At 73.6% G+C, this 22,079-nt stretch carries 18 protein-coding genes; 6 read left to right on the top strand and 12 right to left on the bottom strand.

What is annotated here, in order from left to right; translation table 11 throughout:
- Nucleotides 1-415: 415 nt before the first annotated feature.
- Entirely contained in the window at nucleotides 416-1,423 is a 1,008-nt protein-coding gene (locus ABZY13_RS09555; RefSeq protein WP_356628499.1) for a stage II sporulation protein M, read from the bottom strand.
- Between the two features lie 140 nt (nucleotides 1,424-1,563).
- On the opposite strand from ABZY13_RS09555, the gene ABZY13_RS09550 reads away from it, so the two are divergent.
- Nucleotides 1,564-2,571: an RDD family protein gene (locus ABZY13_RS09550; RefSeq protein ID WP_356628497.1), complete on the top strand. Its 1,008-nt coding sequence runs from the start codon at nucleotides 1,564-1,566 to the stop codon at nucleotides 2,569-2,571.
- A gap of 4 nt (nucleotides 2,572-2,575) precedes the next feature.
- On the opposite strand, the gene ABZY13_RS09545 is transcribed toward ABZY13_RS09550, so the two are convergent.
- Nucleotides 2,576-3,190 carry a hypothetical protein gene (locus ABZY13_RS09545; RefSeq protein WP_356628495.1) on the bottom strand — a complete coding sequence of 205 codons (615 nt, stop codon included), beginning with the start codon at nucleotides 3,188-3,190 and terminating at the stop codon, nucleotides 2,576-2,578.
- 127 nt (nucleotides 3,191-3,317) lie between these two features.
- A complete protein-coding gene (gene ahcY / locus ABZY13_RS09540) occupies nucleotides 3,318-4,775 on the bottom strand; it encodes an adenosylhomocysteinase (protein WP_356628493.1) in 1,458 nt (485 codons plus the stop codon).
- A gap of 357 nt (nucleotides 4,776-5,132) precedes the next feature.
- On the opposite strand from ahcY, the gene lepB reads away from it, so the two are divergent.
- Nucleotides 5,133-5,798 (top strand): signal peptidase I, encoded by a 666-nt coding sequence (gene lepB / locus ABZY13_RS09535; protein WP_356628491.1) that lies wholly within the window; start codon nucleotides 5,133-5,135, stop codon nucleotides 5,796-5,798.
- A gap of 56 nt (nucleotides 5,799-5,854) precedes the next feature.
- On the opposite strand, the gene ABZY13_RS09530 is transcribed toward lepB, so the two are convergent.
- From ABZY13_RS09530 to ABZY13_RS09505, 6 genes are all read right to left on the bottom strand, one after another.
- Complete coding sequence (locus tag ABZY13_RS09530; protein ID WP_356628489.1) at nucleotides 5,855-6,835, bottom strand: cation diffusion facilitator family transporter; 981 nt, start codon at nucleotides 6,833-6,835, stop codon at nucleotides 5,855-5,857.
- Between the two features lie 108 nt (nucleotides 6,836-6,943).
- On the bottom strand, nucleotides 6,944-8,095 hold the full coding sequence (manA, locus tag ABZY13_RS09525) for a mannose-6-phosphate isomerase, class I (RefSeq protein ID WP_356628487.1): 1,152 nt from the start codon (nucleotides 8,093-8,095) through the stop codon (nucleotides 6,944-6,946).
- A 41-nt stretch (nucleotides 8,096-8,136) separates the two neighbouring features.
- Nucleotides 8,137-9,264 carry an SIS domain-containing protein gene (locus tag ABZY13_RS09520; protein WP_356628485.1) on the bottom strand — a complete coding sequence of 376 codons (1,128 nt, stop codon included), beginning with the start codon at nucleotides 9,262-9,264 and terminating at the stop codon, nucleotides 8,137-8,139.
- Nucleotides 9,265-9,322: 58 nt separating this feature from the next.
- A complete protein-coding gene (locus tag ABZY13_RS09515) occupies nucleotides 9,323-9,493 on the bottom strand; it encodes a Trm112 family protein (protein WP_079163527.1) in 171 nt (56 codons plus the stop codon).
- A gap of 242 nt (nucleotides 9,494-9,735) precedes the next feature.
- The gene (locus ABZY13_RS09510) at nucleotides 9,736-11,097 is read right to left on the bottom strand and encodes a phosphomannomutase/phosphoglucomutase (protein WP_356628483.1); all 1,362 of its coding nucleotides are present in this window, start codon (nucleotides 11,095-11,097) and stop codon (nucleotides 9,736-9,738) included.
- Between the two features lie 162 nt (nucleotides 11,098-11,259).
- Nucleotides 11,260-11,634 carry a DUF3499 domain-containing protein gene (locus tag ABZY13_RS09505; protein WP_356628481.1) on the bottom strand — a complete coding sequence of 125 codons (375 nt, stop codon included), beginning with the start codon at nucleotides 11,632-11,634 and terminating at the stop codon, nucleotides 11,260-11,262.
- Between the two features lie 339 nt (nucleotides 11,635-11,973).
- Here ABZY13_RS09505 and ABZY13_RS09500 point away from each other — a divergent pair, with 339 nt between their 5' ends.
- On the top strand, nucleotides 11,974-12,423 hold the full coding sequence (locus ABZY13_RS09500) for a metallopeptidase family protein (protein ID WP_356628529.1): 450 nt from the start codon (nucleotides 11,974-11,976) through the stop codon (nucleotides 12,421-12,423).
- 238 nt (nucleotides 12,424-12,661) lie between these two features.
- Here ABZY13_RS09500 and ABZY13_RS09495 read toward each other — a convergent pair whose 3' ends face one another.
- From ABZY13_RS09495 to ABZY13_RS09485, 3 genes are all read right to left on the bottom strand, one after another.
- Nucleotides 12,662-14,164: a DUF5719 family protein gene (locus ABZY13_RS09495; protein ID WP_356628479.1), complete on the bottom strand. Its 1,503-nt coding sequence runs from the start codon at nucleotides 14,162-14,164 to the stop codon at nucleotides 12,662-12,664.
- Nucleotides 14,161-17,832, bottom strand: coding sequence for a glycosyltransferase (locus tag ABZY13_RS09490; protein WP_356628477.1), 3,672 nt, complete (start codon nucleotides 17,830-17,832; stop codon nucleotides 14,161-14,163). Before ABZY13_RS09490 ends, ABZY13_RS09495 begins: the two co-directional genes overlap by 4 nt.
- 182 nt (nucleotides 17,833-18,014) lie before the next feature.
- The gene (locus ABZY13_RS09485; protein WP_003975777.1) at nucleotides 18,015-18,278 is read right to left on the bottom strand and encodes a WhiB family transcriptional regulator; all 264 of its coding nucleotides are present in this window, start codon (nucleotides 18,276-18,278) and stop codon (nucleotides 18,015-18,017) included.
- Between the two features lie 717 nt (nucleotides 18,279-18,995).
- On the opposite strand from ABZY13_RS09485, the gene ABZY13_RS09480 reads away from it, so the two are divergent.
- The 3 genes from ABZY13_RS09480 to ABZY13_RS09470 are packed head-to-tail and all read left to right on the top strand — an operon-like array spanning nucleotide 18,996 to nucleotide 22,048.
- Nucleotides 18,996-19,514, top strand: coding sequence for a cysteine dioxygenase family protein (locus tag ABZY13_RS09480; RefSeq protein ID WP_356628475.1), 519 nt, complete (start codon nucleotides 18,996-18,998; stop codon nucleotides 19,512-19,514).
- Nucleotides 19,515-19,547: 33 nt separating this feature from the next.
- Nucleotides 19,548-20,507, top strand: a complete 960-nt coding sequence (gene cofD, locus ABZY13_RS09475) for a 2-phospho-L-lactate transferase (protein WP_356628473.1) — start codon at nucleotides 19,548-19,550, stop codon at nucleotides 20,505-20,507.
- Nucleotides 20,504-22,048, top strand: a complete 1,545-nt coding sequence (locus tag ABZY13_RS09470) for a coenzyme F420-0:L-glutamate ligase (protein ID WP_356628471.1) — start codon at nucleotides 20,504-20,506, stop codon at nucleotides 22,046-22,048. The genes cofD and ABZY13_RS09470 overlap by 4 nt, the downstream gene beginning before the upstream one ends.
- Nucleotides 22,049-22,079 lie beyond the last annotated feature (31 nt).

Raw genomic sequence — 22,079 nt, 5'->3', positions numbered from 1 at the left:
CTGGCGTTGACTTTTGGCACGCTGTTGAGTTCTCAAGGAACGGCCGCTTCCTTTGTACTCACCCTCTCGGGCTTTCCTCCGGGCGCTTCCCTTCGGTCTTGCGTTTCCGACTCTATCAGATCTTTTCGATCCGATTTCCTCGGTGCTTTCCAGGTTCCCGCTTCCGCGTTTCCCTTTCCGGCGGTTCCGACTTTATCAGAAGCTTCGGACCGCATTGACCGGCCATCCGTTTCCGATTTCATCGGGAGAGGCTTCTTCGGAAGCGATGCTTCGAGAAGCGGATAGTTTCTCAAGGTGCCGACCGGATCAGATCCAGTTCCAGGCAACTAGTTGAATCTACCTCCCCACGCGAACCGTGTCAACAGCTCCTGCGGGGCGAAGAGGAGATTAGCAGCTCGACAGGGTCCTCCGCACATCAGGCTGCGGTGGGCACCGTTGCGCTGCGCTCCGACTCCGCGACGTCGCCCGTCTCGCCGACACGGACCGCGCGACCACCGAGTACCCAGACGTACGCGAGGAAACCGAGCTCGGCGACGACGCCGATGGTGATGCGGGCCCAGGTGGGCAGACCCGAGGGCGTCACGAAGCCTTCGATGGCTCCGGAGACGAACAGGACCAGGGCCAGGCCGATCGCCATGCCGACGGCCGCGCGGCCCTCCTCCGCGAGGGCGGTGCGGCGGGTGCGGGGGCCCGGGTCGATCACCGTCCAGCCGAGGCGCAGGCCGGTGCCGGCGGCGACGAAGACGGCCGTCAGCTCCAGGAGACCGTGGGGCAGGATCAGGCCCAGGAAGGTGTCGAGCCTGCCGGCCGAGGACATCAGGCCGAGACCGATGCCGATGTTGAGCATGTTCTGGAAGAGGATCCAGATCACCGGCAGCCCCAGGAAGACGCCCAGGACCAGGCACATCGCGGCGGCCTGGGCGTTGTTCGTCCAGACCTGGGCGGCGAAGGACGCCGCGGGATGGCTGGAGTAGTAGGTCTCGTACTGTCCGCCGGGGCGGGTCAGCTCGCGCAGTTCGCTGGGAGCGGCGATGGAGGCGCGGACGGCGGGGTCCGTGCCGATCCACCAGCCCAGGAGCGCCCCCACCAGGGTGGACAGCAGGGCTGTGGGCACCCACCAGTGGCGGGAGCGGTAGACCGCGGCGGGGAAGCCTTGGGTGAGGAAACGGGTGGCGTCGCGCCAGGAGGCGCGTCGGGTCCCCGTGACGGCGCTCCGCGCGCGGGCGACGAGCTGGCTGAGCCGGCCGGTCAGTTGGGGGTCGGGGGCGCTGGACCGGATCAGGGAGAGGTGGGTGGCGGTGCGCTGGTAGAGCGCGACGAGTTCGTCGGCCTCGGCTCCGGTGAGGCGGTTCTGGCGCCGCAGCAGGTCCTCCAGGCGGTCCCACTCCGCACGGTGGGCGGAGACGAAGACGTCGAGGTCCATCGGTGTTCCTGCTCCTCGGCTGATCGTCGGCGCTGTGCCGGAGACTCGTCGTAAGGGTCAGCTTGTCGTACTGGGGCGCGATGTGCCCTCAGCTTGGCAGACTGGCTGTTCTCGATTGGGTCAGGGGAAGGGCGGCAGGCGTGAGCGAGCTGGTGACGGGCGAGGCGGTGGCGCTGGAGTTGCGCCCCGCGAGGCTGCCCAGCAGGGCGCTGGCCGTGCTGCTCGACCTGGCGCTGGCGCTGGCCGTGTATGTCGCCGTGACGCTGGTGCTCATCGTCTCCACGGCTTCCCTGGACGCCGCCGCGCAGACCGCGCTGTCCATCGCGTCGTTCCTGCTGGTGCTGGTGGGTGCGCCGATCGCCGTGGAGACGCTCAGTCATGGGCGGTCGCTGGGGAAGATGGCGTGCGGGCTGCGGGTGGTGCGGGACGACGGGGGGCCGATCCGGTTCCGGCACGCGCTGGTGCGGGGGGCGATCGGGATGGTGGAGATCCTGCTGACGTTCGGCACGGTCGCCTGCATCGCCTCGCTCGTCTCGGCGCGCGGGCGCCGGCTGGGGGACGTGTTCGCGGGAACGCTCGTCGTACGGGAGCGGGTGCCGGTCGCCCGGGTGGGAGGGTTCGTGCCTCCTCCCCCGCCGTGGCTTGCGGGGCGGTTCGCGGAGCTGGATCTGTCGGCGGTCCCGGACGGGCTGTGGCTCGCCGTCCGTCAGTACCTGACCCGGATGCGGCAGCTCGACCCGCAGGTCGGCTGGACGATGGCGGAGCGGCTCGCCGGGGATCTGGCGGCGCGGACGGGGACTCCCGTGCCGCCTGGCGTGCCTCCGGCGGCATACCTGGCGGCGGTGGTGCACGAGCGGCAGGCCCGCGAGGCACGGCGGGCGTTCGGGGGGCCGACGGCAGCGGGCGTGCAGTCGGCGTCGGCGACGGGTGCGGTGCCGGGCGCCCACGGGTCTGCCACGAGCGCCGCCCCTCCGGTTCCCGGGCAGGGTCGGTCCGCGCCCGCCTCCGCCCCTTCGGCCGGGTACGGCGCCCCTCACGGCGTTCCTCCTCACGCCGCCCCGCCCGCTTCCTCCGCTCCGCGGCAGGAGCCCTCCTCCGCCGAGTCGCCGGCCGACCGGCCCTCCACCGGGTTCGCGCCGCCCGCCTGACGGGTCAGCGGAACGCGGACGGCGGCGAGTCGAGGTCTTCCAACTCGATGCCGGGGGCGGCGAGGACCACGTCGCCGGCGAGGTGCACGAGGTGCTGCTCACCCGTGTCCAGGGCTGTGACCTGGTATTCGTCCACGGTCAGGGGGCCGTTGTCAGTGGCGTGTGCTTCGCTTTTCACCAGGGCCCAGGACTGGTCGAGAGTGCGCGGGGCGAGGACCGGGTCCGTGAAGGCGACGAGGCGTACGCGGGTCGCGGCGCCCGGGGAGGTGAGGGACAGCAGGCGTGCTGTGGCGATGAGGAACGCGGGGGACGTGCCGGTGAAGGCGTGTGCGGGGACGTTGCCTTCGGTGGCGTGCGCGCCGGTGGGGTCCGTGCGCACCCAGGTGACGCCGTCGAGGGCGGCGCCACGTACCTGCCAGCCCGCCGCGTGCAGTTCGAGACGGATGGGGCGGCCGAGGTCGTCGAGGGCCAGGTCGACCGAGCCGCGGTGATCGCCGGCGGGGGTGGTCAGCTGGGAGACGTAGCGCCAGCCGGAGGGGCCGGGGGCGCAGTGGAAGTGCTCTTCCGCGAGGGGGGTGTGATCGTGCGGATCATGGAGCGAATAACGGCCGCGGGGCATCGGGGTCCTGGGTTCTGACGAAGGCGTTCCGCCCAAGGGGCAGGCCCCCGGCACGGGGGTGCGGGGGCCTGCCTCGGCGGACGGACCGCCTGGGATGCGCGGAAAGCGCGGGGGAACTGCCGCGGGCTCAGTAGCGGTAGTGGTCCGGCTTGTACGGGCCCTCGACCTTGACGCCGATGTACTCGGCCTGCTCGGGGCGGAGCGTGGTCAGCTTCACGCCGAGCGCGTCGAGGTGGAGACGGGCGACCTTCTCGTCGAGGTGCTTGGGCAGCACGTAGACGTCGGTCGGGTACTCGTCGGGCTTGGTGAACAGCTCGATCTGGGCCAGGGTCTGGTCCGCGAAGGAGTTGGACATCACGAACGACGGGTGGCCGGTGGCGTTGCCCAGGTTCAGCAGGCGGCCCTCGGAGAGGACGATGATCTTCTTGCCGTCGGGGAAGGTCCAGGTGTGGACCTGCGGCTTGACCTCGTCCTTGACGATGCCGGGGATCTTGGCGAGGCCGGCCATGTCGATCTCGTTGTCGAAGTGGCCGATGTTGCCCACGATCGCCTGGTGCTTCATCTTGGCCATGTCCGAGGCCATGATGATGTCCTTGTTGCCGGTCGTGGTGATGAAGATGTCGGCCGTCTCGACGACATCGTCCAGCGTGGTGACCTGGTAGCCGTCCATCGCCGCCTGGAGGGCGCAGATGGGGTCGATCTCGGTGATGATGACGCGGGCGCCCTGGCCGCGCAGGGACTCGGCGCAGCCCTTGCCGACGTCGCCGTAGCCGCAGACGACCGCGGTCTTGCCGCCGATGAGGGTGTCGGTGGCGCGGTTGATGCCGTCGATCAGGGAGTGGCGGCAGCCGTACTTGTTGTCGAACTTCGACTTGGTGACGGCGTCGTTGACGTTGATCGCCGGGAACAGGAGGGTGCCCTCGCGGTGCATCTCGTACAGGCGGTGGACGCCGGTCGTGGTCTCCTCGGTGACGCCGCGGATCTCGGACGCCAGCTGGGTCCACTTCTGCGGGGTCTCGCGCACCGTGCGGGTGAGCAGTTCGAGGATGACGCGGTGCTCCTCGGACTCGGCCGTGTCGGGCGAGGGGACCTTGCCGTCCTTCTCGTACTCGACGCCCTTGTGGACCAGGAGGGTGGCGTCACCGCCGTCGTCCAGGATCATGTTCGGGCCACCGGTGGGGGTGTTCGGCCAGGTCAGGGCCTGCTCCGTGCACCACCAGTACTCCTCCAGGGTCTCGCCCTTCCAGGCGAAGACCGGGACGCCCCGGGGGTTGTCCGGGGTGCCGTTCGGGCCCACCGCGACGGCCGCCGCCGCGTGGTCCTGGGTGGAGAAGATGTTGCAGGACGCCCAGCGCACCTGCGCGCCCAGGGCGACCAGGGTCTCGATGAGGACGGCGGTCTGCACGGTCATGTGCAGGGAGCCGGTGACGCGGGCGCCGGCCAGGGGCTGCGCCTCGGCGTACTCCTTGCGGATCGCCATCAGGCCCGGCATCTCGTGCTCGGCGAGGGTGATCTCCTTGCGGCCGAACTCGGCCAGGGAGAGGTCGGCGACCTTGAAGTCCTGTCGGTTGTCGACAGTGGTCATTCGGGCTGCTCCTCGGTGATTGGGTCGAGGTGGGTACGGCTGATCTGCGCGGCGGCGGACACCAGGGTGCCCGAAGAGCACACAGGCATGCCCGCGTGCGCGCAGCGCAGTCCGTCGGAGGCCCTCTCTCCCTCGGCCGGCCCCTGTCGGGCCGCCCGACCGCCATCAGCAGCGACGTCTGGCTCCCACCCAAGCTACACCGATCGGGCGGGCGGTCCCCAGTCCGTCTGCGAACAGATCGCGCCGTTCCGGCCGGGAGGCGCGGCCTTGATCGCCGGGCGGGGGGCGGGGGTTGGGCCGTTGATCGGTACGGTGGCCTCCCTGCGGCCGGGTGGACGAGCGCGGGAGGGGACGGGTGTGGGCAGGGGACGAAGGCTGCTGGTCGTGGGGTGGGTGCTGCTGGGCGTCGGGGTCCTGGGGATCGTGGCGTCGCTGCTCGCCTTCAGGGGGGAATTCGGGTCGGCCACCGTGCGGTCGGAGAGCATGACGCCGACGTACGGGCCCGGCGACGGGATCCTCTTCGAGCGGGTCGGCGGGAGCGAGGTGCGGCGCGGTGACGTGGTGCTCATCACACTGCCCGAGCGCTACGGGCCCGATCCGGTGGTGAAGCGCGTCATCGGCGTCGGCGGCGACCGGATCGTGTGCTGCCGGGGTGAGAGGGCCGGGCAGCGGATCAGCGTCGACGGCAGGCCGCTGGTCGAGCCGTATGTGAAGGACGGGATCGCCAACGGGTCGCACCCGCTGGAGTACGACGTGCGGGTGCCGGAGGGGCGGCTGTTTCTGCTGGGGGACCACCGGCTGAACTCGCGGGACTCCCGCTACTTCCTCGACGATCACGACGGCACGGTGCCGGTGGACGCGGTGCGGGGGCGGGTGACGGAGGGCCGGGCGCGTGTGGCGCCGTACGCGGTCGCGGGGCTGCTCGGTCTGGCGGCGGTCGTGGGGCTGTGCTGCGCGCTGGCGGGGCGGGGTGCGCGGCGGAGTCCGGCGCAGCACACCGTGTTGTGGCCCGAGCACCTCTGAGGCCGGGCACGGCGAAGGGGCCCGCCTGGCGAGGCGGGCCCCTTTCGTGGCGTGGGTCAGTGGCCGGCGGGGTGCGAGGCGGGGCCGCCCGGGGTGGCCTCCGGGTCGGCGCCCTTGGCGGCCTCGGCCTCGCGGTAGATGTCCGGCTCCAGGTAGATGACGCGGGCGATCGGGACGGCCGTACGGATACGGGTCTCGGCGGCGTCGATGGCGGAGGCGATCTCGCCGGCGGTGTTGTCGTGCCGCACGGCGATCTTCGCGGCGACGAGGAGTTCCTCGGGGCCGAGGTGGAGCGTGCGCATGTGGATGATGCGGGTGACCGTGTCGCCGTCGACGAGCGCGGCCTCGATGTTGCGCACCTCCGCGATGCCGGCGGCCTCACCGAGCAGCAGCGACTTGGTCTCGGCGGCCAGGACGATCGCGATCACGATGAGCAGGATGCCGATGCAGAGGGTGCCGATGCCGTCCCAGACGCCGTCGCCGGTCAGCAGCGCCAGGCTCACGCCGCACAGGGCCAGGATCAGGCCGACGAGCGCGCCGAGGTCCTCCAGGAGCACGACCGGCAGCTCGGGGGCCTTGGCGTGGCGGACGAACTCCTTCCAGGACTGCTTCCCCCGCAGGGCGTTGGACTCGTTGATGGCCGTCCGGAAGGAGATGGTCTCGGCGATGATCGCGAAGACCAGGACGCCGACCGGCCAGTACCAGTGCTCGATCTCGTGCGGGTGCTTGATCTTCTCGTAGCCCTCGTAGATGGCGAACATGCCACCGACGGAGAACAGCACGATGGAGACGAGGAAGGCGTAGATGTACCGCTCGCGGCCGTAGCCGAACGGGTGCTGCGGGGTCGCCTCGCGCTGCGCCTTCTTGCCGCCGAGCAGGAGCAGGCCCTGGTTGCCGGAGTCGGCGAGGGAGTGCACGGACTCGGCGAGCATCGACGACGAGCCGCTGAAGAGAAACGCCACGAACTTCGCTACCGCGATCGAGAGGTTGGCGAACAGTGCCGCCACGATCGCCTTGGTTCCGCCTGACGCGCTCATGTGTTCGCGTGGTCCCTTCGTACCTCGTGTGCCGTTCCGGAGACGTCGAGTACCCCGCTCGGGGCTTTGCCCGTCCTTTGCCGGTGGGTCATTGTTGCAGCCGTGCCGTCAGGCGACGACCGTGGCGCGGAAGAGCGTGCCGTTTCCCGAGACTTCCGCCTTCTCGCCCGCCGGTACGAACACGGACCCGCCGGGCGTCAGTTCGTGCTCGCCGGCGCGGACGGCGCCGGCCGTGCAGAGCAGGATCTGCGGGGTGACGCGCGTGAGGTCGTGCGCGGCGGAGCCCTCCGGGAGGACGTAGCGGGAGAGGCGGAACTCGTCGATGGGGGTCTCGTAGACCTCCTCGCCGTCCGGGGACGCCTCGGGGCGCAGGACGCCGGGGTCGCCCGGCTCGAAGCGGACGATGCGCAGGAGTTCGGGGACGTCGACGTGCTTGGGGGTCAGTCCGCAGCGCAGGACGTTGTCGGAGTTGGCCATGATCTCGACGCCGAGGCCGTTCAGGTAGGCGTGCGGGATGCCGGCGCCGAGGTAGAGGGCCTCGCCGGGCTGGAGCCGGACGTGGTTGAGCAGCATGGCGGCGATGACGCCGGGGTCGCCCGGGTAGTGGTGGGCGATGCCGGCGTACGGGGCGTAGACACCGCCGATGCGGGTGCAGGCGGCGGTGGCGTCGGCGACGGTGCGGGCCATCTCGTCGCGGTCGGCGGTGAGCACGGCCGTGAGGACCTCGCGCAGGGCGGCGTCCTCGGGGTGGGCGCGCAGCAGGTCGACGTAGGGCTTGAGGGAGTCGACGCCGAGGCCGTCGAGGAGTTCGGCGGCGGCCAGGGGGGCGCGGAAGCCGCACAGGCCGTCGAACTCGGTGAGCGCGCAGATGAGTTCGGGCTTGTGGTTGGCGTCCTTGTAGTTGCGGTGCGGGGCGTCGACGGGGATGCCGCGGCGCTCCTCGTCCTCGTAGCCCTCGCGGGCCTGCCGGAGGTCGGGGTGGACCTGGAGGGAGAGCGGGGCGCCGGCGGCGAGGATCTTGAGGAGGAAGGGGAGGCGGGGGCCGAACTTGGCGACGGCGGCCTCGCCGAGTTCCCCGCCGGGGTCCGCGTCGATGACGTCGACGAGCGTGCCGCGCGCGGTGCGCGAGGGAGCGCCCGGGTGCGCTCCCATCCACATCTCCGCCTGCGGTTCACCGGTGGGCTCGGTCCCGAGCAGGTGCGGGATCGCGGTGGTGGAACCCCAGGCGTAGGGGCGGATGGTGTTGTCCAGGCGGTCCATGGGTTCTCTCAGGTGCGTGGGTCAGGGCTTCCTGGGCCAGGTCAGGCCCTGGAAGCGAGCGCCAGGTAAACGGCGGCGAAATCCGTGATGGCGATCAGTTCGGCGAGGGTCTCCAGCTCGCCGCCGGCCTCGGGTTCGAGTTCGCTGATCGGGGTGTCGTGGCTGAGGGCGAGGTCGCGGGCGGCCGGGGCGGCGGTGAGGCCGCCGATCGGGCGGTCCCGCAGCAGCACCACGCGTGCGTGCAGGGCGGGCGGTTCCTCGACGCGGTCGCGGAAGAAGTCGTCGGGGTCGGAGCCGGCGGCGAGCGGGCCGGCCAGCAGGGCGCTGTGCGCGGCGAGCGCCTCGGGGAGTTCGGCGACGACGGCGGGCTGTCCGGACAGTTCGGCGAGGGCGGCGGCGAAGCGGCGGCCGGCCGGTCCGGCGGAGGTGCCCTCGGTCCACACGACGGGGAGCGCGTCGGCGAGTTCGGCGGCGAGGGTCTTGGCCGGGTTGCTGTACGTCACGATGGCGGGCCCGCAGCGTTCCGCGACGAGGTCGAGGCGGTCGGCGACCTTGTCCAGGGCGTCGGGCGGGGCGGCGAGCAGGCCGATGCGGTCCAGTAGGGCGAGGAGTGGGGTGAGCAGGGCCCACAGGACGCCGGGGGCGGACGCGGCGAGGGGTTCCTCGTGGTCGTACGGGGCCGTGGCCAGGGGGACGAAGAGGCCGTGGGCGCCGGCGGCGGCCTCGGCGAGCGGGGTGCCGGCGGGGGCGACGGCGGCGACGGTGCAGCCGCGGCGGTAGGCCTGTTCGGCGAGCAGGGACAGGCCCGGCTCGGTGCCGTCCGGGGTGGCGATCAGCAGGAGGTCCACGGAGCCGGCCCAGCCGGGCAGTTCCCAGCGCAGGGCGCCCGCGGCGGGGGCGACTCCGGTGGGCGCCAGCCGGGTCACGGGGCTGCCGGGTCCGGCGAGGGTGCCGAGGAGGTCGGCGGCCTGGGTGGCGGCGGCGCCGGGGCCGGCGATGAGGACGGCGCGGGGCCGGCCGTCGGGCTCGAGGGAGCCGACGCCGGCTTCGGCGGCGTGCCGGGTGGCCGTGCGGACGCGGGCGCCGGCCTCGGCGGCGCCGCGCAGCAGTCCGCGGTGGTCGGCCGCGGCCAGGGCCTCGGCATTGTCGAGCAGCGCTTCGTCGAGCATGGGGGCGGCAGCCTCCGATTCGCCGGGACGGTGTGGGGCGCGTGCGCGGGCGGCGGCCTTACGCGGGGCGGCGGGCCTCGTCCACGAGGAGGACCGGGATGCCGTCGCGGACCGGGTACGCCAGGCCGCAGTCCTGGCCGGTGCAGATCAGCTCGGCGTCCCGCTCCTCCAGGGGTGCGTGGCAGGCCGGGCAGGCGAGGATCTCCAGGAGGCCGGCTTCGAGCGGCATGGAAACGTCCCTTCGGGGCGGGTCGTGTGCGCGGGGGCGCACGGACGGCTTGGCGGCGGCGTCGGCGACGGTGCGACTGGTGTTGATGCGTGCACGACGCCGGGGTGCTGCGTGTCCTGTGGTGCGTATGCGGTTGTGCCTGGTCAGCGTACCGCCGTGGCGGGGGGCGCGCGGGGCCGCGGCGGGCCGTGCGGGGGCGGGGTGCGCCCGCCCCCGTGGACCGGCCGTGGCGGCGCCCGCGGTCAGCCTCTGATGATCGCCAGGACCTCGTCGCGCACCTTGGCCATGGTCGCCTCGTCGCGGGCCTCGGCGTTCAGGCGGAGCAGCGGTTCGGTGTTGGACGGGCGGACGTTGAACCACCAGTCGGCGGAGGTGACGGTCAGGCCGTCGAGCTCGTCGAGGGTGATTCCCTCGCGGCCCTCGTAGGCGGTCTTGATCGCGGCGAGGCGGGCCGCCTGGTCGTCCACCGTGGAGTTGATCTCGCCGGAGCCGGCGTAGCGGTCGTACTGGTCGACCAGCGCGGACAGCGTGCCCTCCTGTTCGCCGAGGGCGGCGAGGACGTGGAGGGCGGCGAGCATGCCCGTGTCGGCGTTCCAGAAGTCGCGGAAGTAGTAGTGGGCGGAGTGCTCGCCGCCGAAGATGGCGCCGGTGCGGGCCATCTCGGCCTTGATGAAGGAGTGGCCGACGCGGGTGCGCACCGGGGTGCCGCCGTTCTCCTTGACGACCTCGGGCACCGACCAGGAGGTGATCAGGTTGTGGATGACCGTGCCTCCGCCGTGCTTGGCGAGTTCGCGGGCGGCCACCAGGGCGGTGATCGCGGACGGGGAGACCGGGTCGCCGTTCTCGTCGACGACGAAGCAGCGGTCGGCGTCGCCGTCGAAGGCGATGCCGAGGTCGGCGCCCTCCTCGCGCACCCGCTGCTGCAGGTCCACGATGTTGGCCGGGTCCAGCGGGTTGGCCTCGTGGTTGGGGAAGGTGCCGTCCAGTTCGAAGTACATCGGGACGAGTTCGAGGGGCAGGCCCGCGAAGACGGTGGGAACGGTGTGGCCGCCCATGCCGTTGCCCGCGTCGACGACGACCTTCAGGGGGCGGATGGAGGTGAGGTCGACCAGGCCGCGCAGGTGGGCCGCGTAGTCCTCGAGCGTCTCGCGCTGCGTGATGGCGCCGGCGGTGGCGGCCGGCTCGGGGGCGCCGGACTCGCTCCACCGCTCGGCGAGTTCGCGGATGTCGGCGAGGCCGGTGTCCTGGCCCACGGGGGCGGCGCCCGCGCGGCACATCTTGATGCCGTTGTACTGGGCCGGGTTGTGCGAGGCGGTGAACATCGCGCCCGGCAGGTTCAGCGCGCCCGAGGCGTAGTAGAGCTGGTCGGTCGAGCAGAGCCCGATCTCGGTGACGTCGACGCCTCGGGCGGCGGCCCCGCGCGCGAAGGCGCGGGACAGGCCCGGGGACGAGGGCCGCATGTCGTGCCCGATCACGATCGCGTCGGCACCGGTCACCTGGGCGAACGCCGCCCCGAAGAGTTCGGCCAGCGACTCGTCCCACTGGTCGGGGACGACTCCGCGCACGTCGTACGCCTTGACGATCTGTGACAGATCAGCAGCCACGGCCAACCCTCCTGGAAGTCCTGTCGGTCACCTCAAACTACCCGCCCCCGCCGACAGCACGCTCCGCGGTCCCCCTGTCGACGCTCGGTCGTAGCCAGAGGTCAGGGGGATGTCCGGGACGGCCCCGACCGGCCGTCGGGGTCATCCCCCGGGTGGGGAGGGTCAGTTGTCGGGGGAGCGCAGCACGCGGAGGTGGCCGCGGCGGGCGACCTCCATCGGATCCGCCGACCGGCCCGCGCCGCCGGCCTGGGCGGCGCGCTGCTGCGGGCGGGCGGCCTCGCGCACGGCGTTGGCCAGCGCTTCCAGGTCGTCACCGCTGGGGCGGGCCGGGGCCGAACCGTCGAGGAGCCGGACGACCTCCCAGCCGCGCGGGGCGGTGAGGCGCTCGGAGTGCTCGGCGCACAGGTCGTAGCAGTGGGGTTCGGCGTAGGTGGCGAGCGGGCCGAGGACCGCGGTCGAGTCGGCGTAGACGTACGTCAGCGTCGCTACGGCGGGACGGCCGCAAGCGGTGCGCGAACAGCGACGTACAGGGCTCACGACGTTGGACGGTACCGCACTCTTGAGCGGGCCGCGACGACTCTGCCCCGGCTCACCCCACCGTGTCGGGCTGTGAAACGCCCCACACCCTCCTGCGGCGGGCGCCGCTGACCTGCGCCGACGTGCCCGTCGGTGGTCTCCCGCCCGCCGGGATGCGGTCGCCACTCGGCACAAAGGCCATGAATCGCCTGGCGATCTCCGGTCCCGGAGAGATATGCAATCGAGCCCAACCTTGGCCGGAACGGCCTCCGGCGACCGGTCCCGCGACGGCCGGGCGAGGCCGGCGGGGCGCGTGGACACGGGGCGTCCGGGCGCGGCGGGGACTAGGCTTCGGCAGTGATGGACAACCGAGTACCGCCCCGTGCCGCCGCCCCCGGGCCCCGCCGACGTGATCGTCACGGCCGGGGCATGCGCGGCCCGATCGCGCCCCCGCAGGTGCCGCTCGCCGCGAGCCGCGCCGAGGCGTTCGCGGATCTCGTGCAGGACTCCGTGGAACGTCTGGAACGGCACTGGCCGCAGCTGGCGGACATCGACTTCGTCGTGCTGGAGGTGCCGCGGCTGGACGGCCCGGGAAGGACCTGGAACGACGAGTCGGTGCCGCTCGGCGGTACGGTTCCCGCGCGGGAGAGCCGGCCGGCGAAGGTGGTCGTCTACCGGCGGCCGGTCGAGATCCGCACCAAGGGCCGCGACGAGCGCGCGGCGCTGGTGCACGAGATCGTGGTCGAACAGGTCGCCGAGCTGCTCGGGCTGACGCCGGAGACGGTCGACCCCCGCTACGGCGAGGACTGACGCCATCTCCGTGAAGCCGTTTCCGACGGCGGTCGACCCCCGCCACGGCGAGGACTGACGGCCGCCGGCGGCTGGGGCCGACGGCACCCGGCGGCGCGGACCGGGCGACGTCCCGGCCCGCTTGGCGAAGGCTGAAAGGCACCCCCTCACGCTGTGGCGAAGGCTGAACGGACATCCCCCCACGCCGTGGCGAGGGCCGAGGGGCGTCCCGCGCGGTCCGCGGGGACGCCGGGGTCGCCTACCTCTGCAGCACCGACAGATCCTGTTCCGCCTCCGGCACGGCGACCATGCCCCGGTCGTCGGGGAGCGTCTGCACGGTGAACGCGGGGACGCCGTCGCGGGTCGCGGTGAGGGTACGGGCCGCGTGGACCGGGCCGCCGGAGACGGTCTCGACGGTCAGGGCGTACGTCCCCTCGAGGCCGCTGGGCACCGGCGCCTCGACGTCCTGGGTGGTCCCGCCCTCGACGGTGTACGTCTTCGTCACCGGCTCGCCGCCCCCGGTGCCCGCCGAGGCGGTGACCCGCACCTTCGCCGTGCCGTCCGGCGCGGTCAGCGACAAGGTGGCCCCCTTCTCGGTGTGGGCGACCGAGGTGGACCGGGCGCCCACCGCGCGCGTGGCGGGGATGAACGCCGTCTCCCGGGAGTCGCCCTTGCCGCGCACGACCCTGGCGGCCGCCACCACCGGCACCGAGCGGTCCGTCGGCGTCAGCACCAGCGAACCGGGCTCGCCGCGCGTGACGTCGCCGAGGTCGGCCGAGGTGGTCATGCCGGACTTCACGCGCAACGTCTCGTGCCCGGCCGGGGTGATGGCCCCCGACGGCGCGGCGAGCCGCACGTTCAGATCCGCGTCGGCGTCGCCCGGCGTGAACGCGACCAGCGTCACCTCGGTGGCGTCCTTCGGGATGCCCGGGATCACCAGGTTCGCGGCCGGGTCGGCGGACGCGGACAGCCAGTCGCCGCCCAGTTCGTCGTCCAGGGCCTCCACCGCCGCGCCGATCCGGCCGCCGCGGACGTTCAGATGGACCGTCAGGCCGGTCTCCTCGGCGTCGGTCAGCGTCGACAGCAGGACCGGCTCGGTGGACCGGGGCGGCACGGTGATGCCGTCCGCGACGGTGGACTGCAGCTCGCCCTCCTCGCCGTACAGCTCGATGTCGACGAGCGCCGCGGAGTCGTCGGGGTTGGTGAGGTGGACGTAGTCGGTGCGGCCCTCGGCGGTGCTCGCGCCGGGGAACCAGAAATCGGTGTCCGCGGGGGTGCAGTTGACGCCGAGCAGTCCGCGTCCGGCGCCGGCGGCGACCTCGGTGGTCTGCTGCACGGTCCAGCCGGGGGCGTACAGGCCGTCGGCGGTGCCGATCATCGCGGGGGTGTCGCCGCCGGTGGTCTCCCCCTCGACCGGTGTGCCCGGCTTGCCGGGCTTCAGCACGGGTTCGGCGGGCTTTGCGGGCGTGGCCTTCTTGCCGTCGTCCGCGCCGTTGACGTCGGCCCCGGCGGGCGTGAGCGCGGCCGTGCCCTCGTCCCCGGCGCCCTCGGTGACGGGGGTGAACGACGTGTACGTCGTCTCGGCGAGGTCGGAGGTGCTGGGCGCCGGGCAGAGCAGGCTGGTGCGCTCCACGGGTGCCTGGACGGCGGCGGAGGTGCGGGAGGCGTCCCCGGAGGCGTCCGGCGCGGTCACCGCGGCGAGCCCGGTGACGGCCGCGAGGGCGCTCGCGCCGGCGATCAGGGACAGGGTGGTGCGGTTCACTGCTGGCTCCCGTCGGGACGCTCGTCGCCGGTGGCCTTCGGGTCGTACGCGGGGTCGTAGCCCTCGGGGTACGGCTGCTGCTCGTACTGCTGGTCGTACGGCGTCCCCTGGGCGGGGGCCGCGTATCCGTACGGGTCGTAGTGGCCGCCCTGGTAGGGGTCCGCCGGGTACGGGCCGGCCGGGGACTGCGCGTAGCCGCCGGCGCCGTAGCCCTGGGAGGCGTCGGCGGGCCGGTACTGCTCGCCGCCGTAGGCGCCGTACTCGGCGCCCGCGTAGCCGGCGGTGTCCCACTCGCCGTACGGGTGCTGCTGCGGGATCGCGGGGGCTTCGTCGGGGGTCCGGTCCGGGTTCTCCCCCGGTGCGTCCGGGGCGGGCCCCTGGGTGTCCGCCGCCTCTTCGGCCTGGGCGCGCAGGCGGCGGGCGCGGCGGCCCTCGCCCGCGGCGGCCTGGGCGGGGACGGCCTGCTCCTCGGGGAGGTCGTCGTCGACGTCGCGGCGCCGGCCGGGCAGGGCGAGGACGACCAGGACGAGGGCGAGGGCGCCCTGGGTCCACAGCCAGGCCGTGTGGGTGACCGGGGCGTCGTAGGTGACGTCCAGCCGGCCGCCCTTGCCGGGGAGTTCGAACGCCTGGGCCCAGCCGTCGACCTTCTTCGGGGTGAGCGGCTTGCCGTCGAGGGTCGCGGTCCAGCCCTCGGAGGCGGTGTCCGCGAGGCGCAGGAGGCGGCCCTCGGGGCCGTCCGGGACGGTCGTGTGGATCTCGACCGGGCCCGCGGCGACGGTCAGCGGCTCGTCGGAGTCGGTGGGCGGGACGACGACCGCGCGCGAGACGGTGCGGTCGATCTCCCAGAGGGCGTCGCCGGCCTGCTCGCTGAGCCGTCGAAGACCCGGGGTGGCGTCCAGGACGCGGCCGACCTCGCGGGGCGCGCCCTTGTGCACCAGGACGTAGCGCACGCCGAAGGCGCCGAGCTGACTGGCCTGGTCGGCGCCGGAACCGGCGACGAGGTTGCCGACGACCCGGTCGAGCGCGGCGTCGGCGCCGGCGGCCGCGGCGAGTTCGGCGTCGCCGAGGCGGGCGCCGGCGCCGCGGACCAGGGCGTAGCGGACATGGGCGGCGGAGTCGCTGCTCAGGACGAGGGTGCGGGCCTGGTCGCCGTTGCCGCTCTCCTCGGCGACGAACGCCGGCACCTGGGCGGGGTCGGCCCGGCGCTCCAGCGGTCCGTCGGCGCCGCCCAGCATCCAGCCGGCGGCGACGAGCAGCGGGCCCGCGGCCGAGGCGAAGGCGATCAGCGCGGCGACCGGCTGGCGCCAGCCGAAGCTCTGCTCGGCCACGCGTGCGCGTGCCCCCTCGGCGCCGATCAGGGCGGCGGTCAGCAGGGCGATGCCGTAGACGAGGGTGGCGGGTCCGGCCCAGGCGGAGCCGTTGGACAGCGCGGCGAAGACGAGAGCGACGAGGGCGGCCGTCCAGGCGGTCAGGATGTCGCGGCGCCGCTCGGTGCGCAGCAGGGCGGCCAGCGCGGCCAGGACGAGGCCGAGGAGCATCGGGCCGCCGACCGTGCCGGGTCCGCCGGGGCTCGCGCCGAGCAGGTCGAGGGCGGAGGCGGCGGAGGCGCCGTACTCCAGCCCGGCCTCGCGGAAGAAGCCGAACGGCAGCAGCGTCAGCGACCAGGGGGCGAGGACCAGCAGCGGCGCGCCCAGCTGGGCGAGGAAGCGCAGGCCGGGGAGGTCGCTGCGGCGCACGGCCAGCAGGGCGATGCCGAGGACCAGCGCGACGGGCCAGACGATCGGCGTGAACGCGGTGGCGGCCGTCAGCAGCAGCGCGTACGCCCAGGTGGCGCGCCAGCTTCCGCGGGCACCCGGGGAGGCGGCGAGGCCGCTCGCGGCGACGCCCGCGCGGGCGAGGAGCGGCAGCAGGACGGCGAGGACGGCGGTGCCGAGGCGGCCGCCCGCCAGGGCGCCGGCGGTGGCGGGCAGGAAGGCGTAGGCGACGGCGGCCCACGCCCGCAGCAGCCGGGACCGCACGAGCGGGCGGGAGGCGAAGTACGCCGCGAAACCGGCCAGCGGCACGGAGCCGACGAGCAGCACGGCGACCGCGAGCCCGGTGGAACCGAACAGCACGGAGCCGAGCATCGCCACGAGGGCGAGGTAGGGCGGCGCGGTGGCGTCGCCGCCGGTGCCGACCGGGTGCCAGGCGTCGAGGTGGCGGGACCACAGCTCGGCGGAGTCGGCCGGGGCGGGCAGCAGGGCGCCGCCCGCGAGCACGCCCGGGCCGAGCAGCGCGCGGCAGGCGACCAGGGAGATCAGCAGCAGGGTCAGGAAGAGCATCGGGCCGGGGTTGCGGGCGATGCGCTTGAGGCGGGCGAACTGCTCGATCTCCAGGAAGTCCGCGTCGTCGCCGCCGGGTCCGGACTCGACCGCGCCGCCGTGCCGTCCGGCGCCCGTGGTGGCCTCGGCGTCGGAGCGGCCGAGGACGTCGCCGGCGACCTGTTCGACGGTGGCCCGCACGGTCGCGCCGGGCGGCGGGAACAGCGGGCGCAGTTCGGCCTTGTCGACGGCCGGGCTGCCGCGCCGTCGCCGGCCGGCGACGATCCGCTCGGGGCGCAGCAGCACGCCGAGCAGGCCGCGGATCTCGTCGACGGCCTGTCCGGGGACCTTTCCGACGAGGTAGGCGAGGGTGCGCAGGACGGTGCCGAGTACCAGGCGCAGCAGCACCCAGGGCAGCGCGGCGGTGCGGGTGTTGACGAGGAGGGTGTAGGCGGCGCCCGCCTTGTCGACCTTGTGCGGGGACGCGGCGGTGCGGCCCACGCAGTCGACGGTGCGGCGTTCGCGGGAGGCGGCCTCGGCGTGCCGTACGACGGCGTCGGGGGCGACGAGGACACGGTGGCCGGCGGCGTGGGCGCGCCAGCACAGGTCGACGTCGTCGCGCATTAGGGGCAGTCTGCGGTCGAAGCCGCCGAGCTGTTCGAAGACGTCGCGGCGCACGAGCATGCCGGCGGTGGACACGGCCAGCACGGAGCGGACGTGGTCGTGCTGGCCCTGGTCCTGTTCGCGGCGGTCGAGGCCGGTCCAGCGGCGGCCGGAGTTGGCGATGCTGACGCCGACCTCGAGCAGTTGGCGGCGGTCGTACCAGCCGCGGAGCTTGGGGCCGACGACGGCGATGTCGTCGCGGCCGAGTTCGTGCTCGTTCTCCACGACGCGCAGCAGTTCGGCGAGGGCGTCGGGTTCGGGGGCGCAGTCGTCGTGCAGCAGCCACAGCCACTGCACGGGTTCGCCGTACGGCAGCTCGGGCAGGTCGTAGGCGTCGTCGCGCCAGGTGCGCGTGACGGGGTCCCAGCCGCTGGGCCGCTTCAGGTACGGCAGTTCGTCGGGGGTGAGGAGGGGCGCGGTGCGGTGGGCCTCCTCGACGGCCTGGCCGAAGCCGGTGCGCCGGGCGAGGTGCAGGACCCGGTCGGGGCCGAGGGCGTCGGTGACCAGCTGGGCGGAGTCGTCGGCGCTGCCGGTGTCGGCGGCCACGGCGTACTGGACGGGCCGTTCCTGGCCGAGCAGGCCGGCGAGCGCGTCGGGCAGCCAGCGGGCGCCGTCATGGGAGACGAGGACCGCGGTCACCACATGGCGCGGGAACTGCGGAGCGGCGGCGTCTTGCTGCGCTGCCGGGTGGCTGTGCACGGACATCGAGGTACGGGCCCCGGTTCGGTGGACTGCGGTGGACGCCTGTGCCCTCCGGGGGCAGCGGGGCGTCTCGGACGAGCGCCCACACTAGCGGCTGGCCACGACGACGGCCCGCCGCCTGTGGACAACCCAGGCGTGACGGGCCGTTCGTCTCCGTATGTCCTGCGTGCGGTGCGAGGAGCGGGTCAGACCGCCGCCTTCTTCAGCCGGCGGCGTTCACGCTCGGACAGGCCGCCCCAGATGCCGAAGCGCTCGTCGTTGGCGAGGGCGTACTCGAGGCACTCGGAGCGGACCTCGCAGGCGAGGCAGACCTTCTTGGCCTCGCGGGTCGAGCCGCCCTTCTCGGGGAAGAAGGACTCGGGGTCGGTCTGGGCGCACAGTGCGCGCTCCTGCCAGCCGAGTTCCTCGTCCGCGTCGTCGACCAGCAGTTGCTGCACCAGCTCGGTCATGTGCGCCCCTCGTCCGTCTTTCGCGTCCCCGTGATGTAGCCGTTACCGGTCCCGGCTGAACGACACGAGTGAAATTACAAGTGTGCTGCTCCGGGCGAGTCAAGCCGGGATCTGCTATTGGGCCCCTTATTCACTCTGCGGAACCAAGGCCAAGCGGAAAGTGTTCAAATCGGCCTAAACCTTGACACCCGGAAGGAGCCCGCGGGGAACGTCCGTCCGCACAGAGGCTGTACGGAGACAGACGCCCGCCGGTTCGATCCCGTTCCGACACGCGCCCCCGAAGCGAACCGGATCACAGCCGGATCACTGGATCGCAACGGAGCCCGCGCTCCCGGTTGGACGCCATGTGTCCCGGCAACCGCCTGAACAAACCTTTCAGCCGAGGAATGAACCGGATGAGGTGAACCATGTCCCACATACCGGGCGGCGAGTTGACAGTGGGGGTGTGAACCGCTGTCCTTGTGGGCATGCTCGCGAACTTGGCGCCCACCTCGACCCGCACCGCCGGGTCCCTCGGCGCTGCCCACGCTCGCCGCAGCTGTTGTCGCTGTTCCAGCTGTTGAGCCGTCCCGCTCCGGCTGTCCCCGGGTCCCCGTGACCCGGTCTCCCGTCCGCCTCGCCCGCACCGGGACCCCGTCCACACCCCCGCGCTCCACGCTCCGGTCTCCCGCACCGCGTGCTCCACGCCCCGCACTCCCGCCGAGGAACCCCCCACCCATGAACAGCGACAGCGACCTGCAGATCGCCGGCGACCTCCTCGAAGTGCCGCACCTGCTCCAGGCGCCCCGCGAACACCCGTCGACCGTGGCCGACTTCGCCGGACTCGCCCGCGAGATCGCCGCCGACCGCCCCCAGTGGGAGCACCTGGTGCGTTACGACGCGACCAGCCGCTGGTACCACCGGCTGCGCACCGGGCCCGGTTACGAGGTCTGGCTGCTGTCCTGGGTGCCGGGCCAGGGCACCGGGCTGCACGACCACGGCCCCTCCTCCGGCGTGCTGACCGTCCTCGACGGCGGCCTGACCGAGCGGACGGAGCGGGGCACGCGCGCGTTGCGCGCGGGTGCGCAGCGCGTGTTCGCGCCGGGCTTCGCGCACGAGATCGTCAACGAGACGCTGGAGCCGGCCGTCAGCCTGCACATCTACTACCCGGGGCTCACGCAGATGCCGATGCACGCCGCACCGGGGACCGACGCTCTCCGGTGCGCCGTGACCGCCGCCTCCCGGGCGTCCGGCTGACGCGTTGTCGTACCCGGCTGACAGACTGTGTCCATGCGCATTGTGGTTCTGGCAGGCGGCATCGGCGGCGCCCGATTCCTGCGTGGTCTCAAGCGGGCCGCGCCGGACGCGGACATCACCGTCATCGGCAACACCGGGGACGACATCCACCTCTTCGGGCTGAAGATCTGCCCGGACCTCGACACGGTGATGTACACGCTCGGCGGCGGCATCAACGAGGAGCAGGGGTGGGGCCGGGCCGACGAGACCTTCCATCTCAAGGAGGAGCTCGCGGCGTACGGCGTGGGGCCCGAGTGGTTCGGGCTCGGCGACCGGGACTTCGCCACTCACATCGTGCGGACGCAGATGATCGGCGCCGGCTATCCGCTCAGCGCGGTGACGCAGGCGCTGTGCGACCGCTGGCAGCCCGGGGTGCGGCTGATCCCCATGACCGACGACCGCGTCGAGACCCATGTCGCCGTGGAGATCGACGGCGAGCGCAGGGCGATCCACTTCCAGGAGTACTGGGTGCGGCTGCGCGCGTCGGTGCCGGCCGAGGCGGTCGTGCCGGTCGGGGCCGAGCAGGCGAAGCCGGCGCCGGGCGTCCTGGAGGCCATCGCCGAGGCGGACGTGATCCTCTTTCCGCCGTCCAACCCCGTCGTGTCGGTCGGCACGATCCTCGCGGTTCCGGGTATCCGGGAGGCCATCGCGGACGCCGGGGTCCCGGTCGTCGGCCTCTCCCCCATCGTCGGGGACGCGCCCGTGCGCGGGATGGCCGACAAGGTCCTCGCGGCCGTCGGCGTCGAGTCCACGGCCGCCGCGGTCGCCGAGCACTACGGCTCGGGACTGCTCGACGGCTGGCTGGTCGACACCGTCGACGCGGGCGCGGTCGAGCGGGTCGAGGCGGCGGGCATCCGGTGCCGGGCAGTGCCGCTGATGATGACCGACGAGGAGGCCGCCGCGCGAATGGCCCGCGAGGCGCTCACGCTGGCGGAGGAGGTGCGGGCGGAGTGACGGAGACCGGGAAGGGGTCCTCGGCGCCGGACGCCGGGGAGCGGTCCACCGTGGCGGCGGACGCACGGGAGGGGTCCTCGCCGGATGCCGGGGAGCAGTCCGCGCGGGACGCCGGGAGGGGGTCCTCGCCGGATGCCGGGAAGCAGTCCGCGCCGGACGCCGCCGAGCGGTCCGCGCCGGGCGCCGGGAAGCAGTCCGCGCCGGACGCCGCCGAGCGGTCCGCGCCGGGCGCCGGGGAGCAGTCCGCGCCGGAATACCGGGTGTGGGCGGTGCCGGGGCTGCCCGAGGTGGCGGCCGGGGACGACCTCGCCAAGCTGATCGCCGCCGCCGAGCCCGGGCTGGCCGACGGCGACGTGCTGCTCGTCACCTCCAAGATCGTGTCGAAGGCCGAGGGGCGGGTCGTCGAGGCGGCCGACCGGGAGGCCGCGATCGACGCGGAGACGGTACGGGTGGTGGCGCGGCGCGGTGCGCTGCGCATCGTGGAGAACCGCCAGGGCCTGGTGATGGCGGCGGCCGGCGTGGACGCCTCCAACACCCCCGCCGGCACGGTCCTGCTGCTGCCCGAGGACCCCGACGCCTCCGCTCGGGCGATCCGCGCAGGGCTGCGCGAGGCTCTCGGCGTCGACGTCGGGGTCGTCGTGACCGACACCTTCGGACGGCCCTGGCGCTCCGGCCTCACGGACGTGGCGATCGGCGCCGCCGGGGTGCGCGTCCTGGACGATCTGCGCGGCGGCACGGACGCGTACGGCAATCCGCTCGCCGCCACCGTCGTCGCCACCGCCGACGAACTCGCCGCCGCGGGCGACCTGGTCAAGGGCAAGGCCGCCGGGCTGCCCGTGGCCGTCGTGCGCGGGCTGCCGCACGTGGTGGCCGAGGAGGACGGGGCCGGGGCGCGGGCGCTGGTCCGGGACGCGCGCGACGACATGTTCCGGCTGGGCGCCTCGGAGGCCGTCCGGGAGGCGGTGACCCAGCGCCGCACGATCCGCGCCTTCACCGACGAGCCCGTGGACCCCGGCGCGGTACGGCGCGCCGTGGCCGCCGCCGTGACGGCCCCCGCGCCGCACCACACGACACCGTGGCGGTTCGTGCTGCTGGAGTCGGAGCGCACGCGCGTACGACTGCTGGACGCGATGCGGGACGCCTGGATCGCCGACCTGCGCCGGGACGGCAAGTCGCCGGAGTCGATCGCCAAGCGGGTGCGGCGCGGGGACGTGCTGCGCAACGCGCCGTACCTCGTGGTGCCGTGCCTGGTCATGGACGGCTCGCACACGTACGGCGACGCCCGGCGGGACGCGGCCGAGCGGGAGATGTTCGTGGTCGCGGCGGGGGCCGGGGTGCAGAACTTCCTCGTGGCGCTGGCCGGGGAGCGGCTGGGGTCGGCATGGGTGTCGTCGACGATGTTCTGCCGGGACGTGGTGCGCGAGGTGCTGGGGCTGCCCGGGGACTGGGATCCGATGGGCGCGGTGGCGGTCGGGCATCCGGCGCAGGCGCCGAGGCCGCGGGGCGAGCGGGACGCGGGGATGTTCATCGCGGTGCGGTGACGTGAGGCGGGGGCGGGGGCGGCGACATGAG

It is taken from the genome of Streptomyces sp. NPDC006610 (assembly GCF_040611575.1).
GTDB lineage: Bacteria > Actinomycetota > Actinomycetes > Streptomycetales > Streptomycetaceae > Streptomyces.
This window is presented reverse-complemented; position numbering and strand designations above follow the sequence as displayed.